This window comes from Deinococcus cellulosilyticus NBRC 106333 = KACC 11606 (genome assembly GCF_007990775.1).
Taxonomy (GTDB): domain Bacteria; phylum Deinococcota; class Deinococci; order Deinococcales; family Deinococcaceae; genus Deinococcus_C; species Deinococcus_C cellulosilyticus.
In genome coordinates this window covers 189265-196538 of the sequence record NZ_BJXB01000010.1, presented here as the reverse complement: position 1 = coordinate 196538, position 7274 = coordinate 189265, and the positions used below count along the sequence as shown (strand labels likewise).

3 protein-coding genes are annotated in these 7274 nt (G+C 57.3%); all 3 read left to right on the top strand.

Annotated features, from left to right (window positions below):
- Nucleotides 1-26: 26 nt before the first annotated feature.
- From DC3_RS12720 to DC3_RS12710, 3 genes are read left to right on the top strand one after another with little or no spacing between them, the layout of a single operon-like run.
- Nucleotides 27-2504 (top strand): protein kinase domain-containing protein, encoded by a 2478-nt coding sequence (locus tag DC3_RS12720; protein ID WP_146884840.1) that lies wholly within the window; start codon nt 27-29, stop codon nt 2502-2504.
- Entirely contained in the window at nt 2504-5197 is a 2694-nt protein-coding gene (locus tag DC3_RS12715) for a hypothetical protein (protein ID WP_146884838.1), read from the top strand. The genes DC3_RS12720 and DC3_RS12715 overlap by 1 nt, the downstream gene beginning before the upstream one ends.
- Nucleotides 5194-7239, top strand: a complete 2046-nt coding sequence (locus tag DC3_RS12710; RefSeq protein WP_146884836.1) for a serine/threonine-protein kinase — start codon at nt 5194-5196, stop codon at nt 7237-7239. The genes DC3_RS12715 and DC3_RS12710 overlap by 4 nt, the downstream gene beginning before the upstream one ends.
- The last annotated feature ends 35 nt before the right edge of the window (nt 7240-7274 follow it).

Here is a 7274-nt window from a genome sequence, read left to right as displayed (position 1 = left end):
GGGTTCTGATACATTGATGGAGTCTTATGATCACCCAGCTGGGTCGCTACACCATCGATTCCCTCATCGGGCAGGGCGGGCAGGCCCGGGTTTACCGGGTCAAGCACCCTTTCATTCCCGGAAAGTTCCTGGCCCTGAAGTGCCACCAGAACCAGAACACCTTCGAGCAGGAAAGGGACCACCTGCTTGCGCTGGACCCCTTGCACCTCACCCAGGTGCCCAGCCTGATCGATGCATTTTCTCTGCCAGAAGGCCACTGTCTGGTGATGACCCTGTTTGCAGACCTCACCTCCCCGGCCCTCCCCATGAACTGGAGGCAGACCCTTTCCCTCATGCAGGAACTCGGGGGTGTGGTCAGGCAACTGCATCAGGCTGGGGTGCTTTACCTGGACCTGAAACCCGAGAACGTGCTGTTCTCCCGAAGTGGAGGGGTGCATCTGATCGATTACGGCAACAGCCAGAGAACCTCTCACGCCATCAGCACAGGCATCGGGACACCTGGTTTTGCCGCCCCTGAACAACTGCGGGCAGGTCAGCAGGTGGGGGCTTTCACTGACACTTATGCTCTGGGAGCCCTGGGGCGTTACTGGTTGACTGGAGAAGTGCATGTGCCCGGGCAGGAGGTGCATTTCAGAGAACCTCTGCCCTCTGGTTTTAAGTCGGTGCTGCTGGGTATGCTGCATCCTCAGGCCCAGCAGCGTCACACGCTGGACCTGCTGCTGAACCTGCAAGAAAGCCAGCTGGCGCAGGAGATGGTGCGCTGCCAGAGGTGCCACCGGGAAAACCCCAGAAACGCTGAACGCTGCCACCACTGCTCCCAGATCCTGACGGACACCCCCTCTGCCCCGAAAATCAATGTACCCATGATCCTGCCCCCCATGCACATTCCCGCGCCTGCAGGAAACACTGCGCTGGTTTTACAGGAACTCTCCAAACCTGCCCGCACGAGGGATCTGGATTTGCGCTCCCTGCGGCTGCAGGCCGAGGCCATCTCTAAACTCCCGAGCTTTGAAACCCTGCTGGCTCCAGAACGCCTCAAGCACCGTCTGGAACTCTACCCCCACCAGCTTCATGCAGTGGAACGTGCCCTCAGGGAGATGCGCGGTCAGGTGATGCTGGCCGATGAGGTGGGCCTCGGGAAAACCATCGAGGCAGGCGTGATTTTAAAAGAACTCCACATCCGCAAACTGGTGAAGAAAGTGGTGATTGTGGTCCCGGCTCACCTGGTGGACCAGTGGGTCAGCGAGATGCAGGAAAAACTGGAATTGCCCTTTGAGGCCTATTCCAGAGAAACTGCCCATAAGGACCTGCTGGTGATGTCGTTTTTTCAGAAGCCCAACTTCAGCAAACTGAATGTGGACGCACTGATCATCGACGAGATGCACAACCTGCTGCGCAAGGACGGTCAGCCCAGAAAGGTGTACGAGAATCTGGCAGGGGTCCCCCGCAAGTACACCATGCTGCTCTCGGCGACCCCGATTCGCAAGGATGTGAGGGAACTGTACCACCTGATCAACTTCATCCAGCCGAATTTTTTCCTGTCTTTCAATGATTTTTTCAGCCGGGTCAGAAACAAAAAGGACCTGAAGGTGGTCTTGCAGGAACTGATGATCCACAACCGCAGGCATGAAATCAAATCCAGTTACCAGAACGTTTTGCCTCCAGACCGCCAGATGCACACGCTGTCTGTGCGCATGGACCCTCAGGAAGAAAATCTGCAGAACCAGTTGCTGCACCTGATCCGCACCGGACGCATCCCTGCCAGGGAGCTCTCGAAAGCCTTCAGTTCGCTGGGGTCCCGCCTTGAACTCGCCCGCACATACGGGGTACCCCATCAGGCGACCACCAGCAAAAAACTGGAGGCCCTCGATGGACTGCTGAAATCCATCGGGAAGCAGGTGGTGGTTTTCACCAGGGAAGCGAGCACCGTGCATTTTCTGGCACGGGAACTCCGGCACAAAGGGCACCACGTCATTGAGTTTGCTCCGGGCCTCTCCCGCAAAGAGAAAGCCGAGCGGTTCTACCACTTCAGACGCACACCCAAAGGCATCCTGGTCTCCACCGACGCAGCTGCAGAAGGGCGCAATCTGCAGTTCTCCCACCATCTGGTGCATTTCGATCTGCCCTGGAACCCCTTACAGATGGAACAGCGCATGGGACGCATCGACCGTCTCGGACAAAAAGAGATCCCCCACATCTACACCCTGCTGTATGAGGAGGATTTTGAGGAGCTGATCTACAACAGCGTTTTCAAAAATGGACTGGGGATGTTCGATTTGATCATCGGAGAACTGGCCAGTGTGCTGCAGGACTTTGAATTTCAGGGCGAAAAAGACAGAACCATCGACCAGATCCTGACCAATCTCTGGAAGACCTCACCGGACGTGCGAAGCCTCAACAGGAACCTGGGGCTGCTCTCGGCGGAACTGCGCAAAGCCAGACAGGAATTCGATCAGGACAGGAAAACCCAGAAGCATTTTGACATCGGTGAGGAGCTGTTCTGATGCACGATCTGGAACGATTCACGCTGGGGCTCTTCCAGAAGCTCGGGGTGGAGCCCAGAGAAGTGGCCTCCCGCACCTACCGGGTCAAACTTCCCCTGGAACTGAACCGGTTCTTTCGGCGCAGTGAGCTGTTTTTCACCTTCAGTGAGGAGCATTACGACATTCATCAGGATGAAGGCATCGAATTCATCACTGCTGGAAGTCCGCTGCTGGACCGCCTGATCGGGTTTGTGCGCTCCCGCTTCATGGTCTCGGAAGCCATGCTGCAGGGCAAAGCGCTGGGTCAGCTGGCCCTTTCTTCTCAGAACCTGAACCTTGAGAAAACCCCAAAGCAGCTGTACCGCAAGTACCTGTGTTTTCACGTCAAGATCTCGGTGCGCTCTGATGAGCATCTGGAAGAAATCCTTCCCATCTGGATGGACCTCACCACAAAACAGGTGCTCTCCGAAGCCCCTGAAACTCCGGAACTTCATCCGAGCGAGACCCCCACGGCCCTTGCCCCTGAAGAAGTGCAGGAGGCCTGGAATGGGGCCTGGAGTGGCATCCAGCAGCAACTGAAGCACTGGCTGGAACCCGTGCAAGACGGGATCAATTTGAGGCTGCAACTGGAGATCAACAAACGCCGGGCGTCCGGCCCGGAACGCCAGATGCTCATTGACCGCTTCAAACCCCAGTTGCAGACCGAACTGGTCTTCGCGGAATTGCTGATGTATCCCGTGCAGCTCTGGGAGGTGCAATTCAAGGCCAGAAACTGGTCCATGCGGGCACAATACCGCTGGGACATGGTGCGCAAAACCTGGCTGACCGCACCGACCTGCAGCTCCTGCCAGCAGATCACCTTTCAGTTGCAGGGCTGCGAAAAAGGGCACCATCTGGTGTGCGAGAGGTGCCAGCAGGTGTGCAAGCAGTGCCAGGTCCACCAGTGCAGGCAGCACCCACTGGAGAAATGCAGCAGTTGCCAGGGGGGCACCTGCAACACCTGCCTTGAAGGGTGCCACGCTTGCCAGAAGCACAACTGCCCAACATGCCTGATGCCCTGCCCGGAGTGCAGAAAACAGACCTGCCACACCTGCGTGGTGTCCTGCGCGGACTGTGACCGGGTGGGCTGCACCGACCACTTCCAGACCTGCCACATCACCTTAAAATCCCTCTGTGCCCGGCATGCCCGCACCTGTCAGGGATGCCAGAACGTCACCCACCATTCGGTCCTGCACCTCACTGAAGATGGGGCACTGCTCTGTGAAAACTGCGCCGTTGTGTGCACAGAAAGCCACTCCAGACCCACCTGGCTGAATCCAGCGGTGGCCATGCAGTGCTCAGGCCAGCACACAAAACCCCAGTACCTCTGTCACCAGCACGTGCAGGTGTGCACGGATTGTGGGAAGGCCATGTGCCAGCAGCATCTGGTGACCACAAAATCAGGAGTGAAGGTCTGCAGAGAATGTGCAAAAACCTGCCCGGTGTGCCCCACGGGGACCTACCACACCTCCCAGGAGGTGCAGGGATGTCAGGACAGCCACCATGCGGCACATCTGGTGTGCCATGAGCACCAGCGGAGTTGCCATGATTGCAAGAAAAGCACCTGCAGCCACCACAGCTACCGCTCAAAGCGCAGCCACAATGCGTTCTGCAGAGAACACATTGTGGTGTGTCCGGACTGCAAAACCCAGGTGGGACGCTCCGAAGCGGTGCAGGCTGTGGAAGGACTGTATTGCCTGGAATGTGTGGGGAAATGCGCAGCCTGCAATCAGACGCACTCCAGAAAATACCTTCACACTGCAAAGCACTCTGGAAGGACCTTCTGCAAAACCCACATCATGGCCTGCCCGGAATGCCAGACTCAGGTTGGTGTTTCTGAAGCCGTTCAGACCCTGGAAGGTCCGCGCTGCCCGGACTGCCATGACACCTGCAAAACCTGCCACACGGATCATGCCCTCTCCGGCCTGACCGTCTGCCCCTCCTGTGTTCCTGCAAGCCAGAAAGGCAAAAACAAACGTGACCTTCGACTGTACCTGCACTGTCAGTTGCATGTGCATCACTGTCACGTGTGCAGTCAGGCCACCTGCCAGAGCCACACAAAACAGTGTGCGGACTGTCTGCAAAACACCTGCCCGGACCATCTGGTCACCGACACGCAGGGCCGCAAACTGTGCAGCAAATGTGCTGTGATCTGTACGTACTGCCCTTCTGGAACGTATCATCACAGGAAAGACATCACCTCCTGCTCTGTTTCCAAAGAGCATCTGTGCAAAAACCACACCCTGATCTGCGAAGACTGCCTGAAGCCTGTCGGGGCCAGACACACGGCGAAATGCAGCTCCTGCCAGGGCCTCACCTGCAGAAGTTGCCTGAGAGAGAATGAATGTTATACCTGCTGGACCCTAAAGCCCGCAGATGCACTGCTGCTGAAAGAACTCGGGCTCCAGGAAGTTGCCCAGAGCTGGTCCATACATGCCAGTTTGAAGGACAGAGGGAATGGCACTTTCAAACAGGTGGTGGTGTACCACACCCGCGCGGGTTCACTGTGGGGCGCACTCACCAGCAAGACCTCTCTCATGCTGGATGTGTACCTGAGGTCCGGCCAGAAAATCCAGAAAGTCCGGCACCTTGAACCGGAGAAAGCACCCCGAGGATTCCCGAACCCCTCTCGCCTGAAAGCCCTGCAGGACGCATTGCAAAAGAGGAAACCATGATCTGTCCCAATCCCAACTGCCTGCTGGAGACCCCTGCTTTTCCCTGCGTGAATTGCGGTCACAACCCCAACGCATCTCAACCACCTGCCACACCACCCCATGGGATCTGTGCGAAGTGTGGAGGACCCACCCCCTCTTATCCCTGCGTGAACTGTGCATACCGTCCTGCTGCTGGCAGCGCCACCCAGACCCCGGCCCTGAACATCATGCTGCTGAACCGTTACCGTCTGGAGAAAATCCTGGCGGTGGGAGGGATGGGAAGGGTTTACAAAGGAACCGACACCCTGTTTGGCAGGCCTTGCGCCATCAAGGAAATTCTGCCTTCCAGCGATCCAGAGGAGCAGAAGCATGCCCTGAAGATGTTCGAGCAGGAGGCGGCACTGCTTGCCGGGCTGCACCACACCCACATCGTCACCCTGCTGGATTTCTTTGTGGAACGTGGCAACGCCTATCTGGTGATGGAACTGTGTTCTGGAGGGGACCTCAGCGGAATCAGGATGCCCATCAGTGAAATTGAAGCGCTGAACCTGAGCGTGCAGATCGCCAGTGCCCTCTCAAAGCTGCACCAGAACAGCATCGTCTACAAGGACATGAAACCTGCAAATGTGCTCTTACGGGACAACGGACAGGCGGTGCTTGCAGACTTCGGGATTTCGCGGGTGTTCAATCCCACCAAGGCCAGGGACACCCAGCGCTTCGTGAGCAAGGGATACGCCCCACCAGAGCAGTACGCCGAGAGCATCCAGACGCAGCCCTCTGCAGACATTTATGCTTTTGGAGCCACCCTATACCACCTGCTGACCGGGACAGCTCCCGAAACCTGGATTCGTGAGGTCTTCGTGGAGTTTCCACGTTTGCGAAAGCTCAGACCAGACCTCCGGGATGATTTCATTGCAGTGATTGAGAAGTGCGTGCAGAACAAAATGTCGGACCGTTTCCAGAGTGGCAGTGAACTTTTAGATGCCCTGATGCCCCTAAAGCGCAGATGGGAAGCTGCCCTGTGCAAGTGCGGTCACCAGAACCTGCCAGACAGTCTGAAGTGCACAAGATGCGGAAGCAGCCTGTTGAAACCCACTGCATTTGAAGCCCACTTTCCACACCGCCTGAACCTGAGCCTCCAGAAAATGCCCCAGAAAATCTGGGAGATCACCCTCGGAAAAACCAGGGGCATGCCTGTGCTGCACGATGGTCTCATTCAGGTGGTCACCGAACAGGGACAGTGGGTGACTGTGGATTTGCAGGGGCAGGTGGTTCAGAGCAGATACGTGCCTCCCTCCAAGAGCACTCCTGTGGTCACAGTCCGTGGTCCTGTCCTTGGCACTGAACAGGGACTCTTGCTCCCTGAGGGACGGGTTCTGGAGCACCATGTGTTTTTTGCACCTCCACTCGCCGGTCAGGAAATTTACGCCCTGAGTTACGCAGGGGTTCTCTTCAAACTCAACCTTGAAGGGCAAATCCTGTGGCAGAGCTCGCTGGGTGGACAGGGCATCGGCACACCAGTCCTTGCTGGGAGCCGTGTGCTCGTGACCCTCAGAGAAGGCCGGGTGATCTCTGTGGATGCCATCACAGGAGCATGGCAGTGGAACACCCAGCTCAGCCACCCCATTTTTGGGATGCCCGTGGTGCTTGGGGATCAGGTGTACGTGCTGGACCACCTGGGGAACCTGAACCTGCTCCACCTGCACTCTGGAGCACGCCGTTCCAGCCTCCCCATCGTGGGCAAGAATTACAACATGCCCCATCAGACAGCAGCAGGGTGGGCTTTTGCAGATCACAGTGGGCAGGTGGTCATGATGGATGCTGGCCTCAACCTCAGATGGACCCGGCACCTGAATGCCACCGTGGTGGCCGCCCCTGTCGTGGCAGGTGGACTGGTGCTTGTTGCTGATGAAAAGGGTCAGGTGGATGGGCTGGATGTGGCCTCAGGACAGACCCGTTTTGTGCTGCAGCATCAGGAACGAATCATCGTGCCGCCCATCTGCGATGGGAACACCCTCATCACCCTGACCCAGGGCGGGATTCTGAGTTGTTTTGTGGGATGAGCCATCGGAGAGAGATGAACTCTCTGTTCATCTCG